Source organism: Cochleicola gelatinilyticus (genome assembly GCF_001637325.1).
Classification (GTDB): Bacteria; Bacteroidota; Bacteroidia; order Flavobacteriales; family Flavobacteriaceae; genus Cochleicola; species Cochleicola gelatinilyticus.
Genome location: NZ_LRXL01000021.1, coordinates 1 through 1,113 on the forward strand (window position 1 = coordinate 1; position 1,113 = coordinate 1,113).

Consider the following 1,113-nt stretch of genomic DNA (forward strand, 5'->3'; position numbering starts at 1 on the left):
TTTTGCATAATCTATTTCAGGTAACGCTCGGTTCGGTCTATGTCTCTTCTCCAATAAATTGCGACTGAATAAAATCCGATGGATTTTTTCGGAGCAATTTATGCTAACGGTTGAGCTATGAACAGTACGGGAGCAAACTAGCGTTTGCCTTCCCGCCACGCACATAGCAAAATCTTTTTGTTTTGTTTTTTCTTTTCCTGGCCAAAGCAAAATCCAAAAGATTTTGCGGACTTGATAAAAATACGCAAACCTTTGGTTAAGCCCATAGCCCGTATTGTTTATAGGTTTTGTTGGCAACTGTTTTTATTTTTTCAGCCCAATTTTTAAGATAGTATTATGTCCATCATCTCTTGTAAAATATCCAATGCGAACTTCTTGTCCGTTTTCTTTTATCGGTCCACCGTGAGAAGCAGAATTATGAAATCCGTAATAGGATGCCGAAAAATCCGAGTAATTAAATTCTATTCCGTTTATTGTGAACCTTTCGTCTTCATGGCCAGTATACGGCATCGGTTCATAATTCTCAATTTTGCCCTCAACGGTTTTAAAATTACCATTCAAAAATATTTGCTTGGTTTCCCTCAGTTTGTTTATGGAGTTGGAAATTCTAACAATGGAGACAATACTGAAAATTGCTGCGAATGTCAGACCAAAGTATAATGAGAAATAGTCTTTTGACTTTCTTCCCTCATTTTTATTTTTTTGAAACGTTCTATAGAAAATCCAAAATCCTCCAATTGCCAGCAACACGGGAACGGCAAGTATAATATCCAACGTTTCGTTTGTCACTTCGTAAACAGTCGTGTATTCCATTCAAATGTTCGTCAAGGCAGATAGTTTACAAATAGTTGCCAACGGTTTGCATAAGAACAGTAAGCTGCAAAACAGACCGACCGTTCGATTTAACTTTAAAGATACTAAGAACTATTGAATTCCGAAGGAATTCAGAAGTGCGCTTATTGTTTTTATGCGTTGTTATGCACGGTTGCGACACATTAAGAGAGCACGCTTTGCTTAGATGCAGCCGCAACGATTACGCAACACTTCGCAGCGCCGCAAAGTAACATCGATATTTTTGTATTAATTACTGAACTTTTAGGCTTATAAAACTAA

General features: G+C 37.3%; 2 protein-coding genes. Both read right to left on the minus strand.

The features are described from left to right. Positions 1-297: hypothetical protein (locus ULVI_RS15605; RefSeq protein ID WP_206743813.1), on the minus strand; the 297-nt coding region annotated here is incomplete at its 3' end. Between the two features lie 6 nt (positions 298-303). After that, positions 304-813 (minus strand): hypothetical protein, encoded by a 510-nt coding sequence (locus ULVI_RS01910; RefSeq protein WP_068589064.1) that lies wholly within the window; start codon positions 811-813, stop codon positions 304-306. Positions 814-1,113: the final 300 nt, after the last annotated feature.

Coding starts and splice junctions, on each gene's coding strand:
- ULVI_RS01910 (WP_068589064.1), bottom strand. CDS start 813: ATGGAATACACGACTGTTTACGAAGTGACAAACGAAACGTTGGATATT.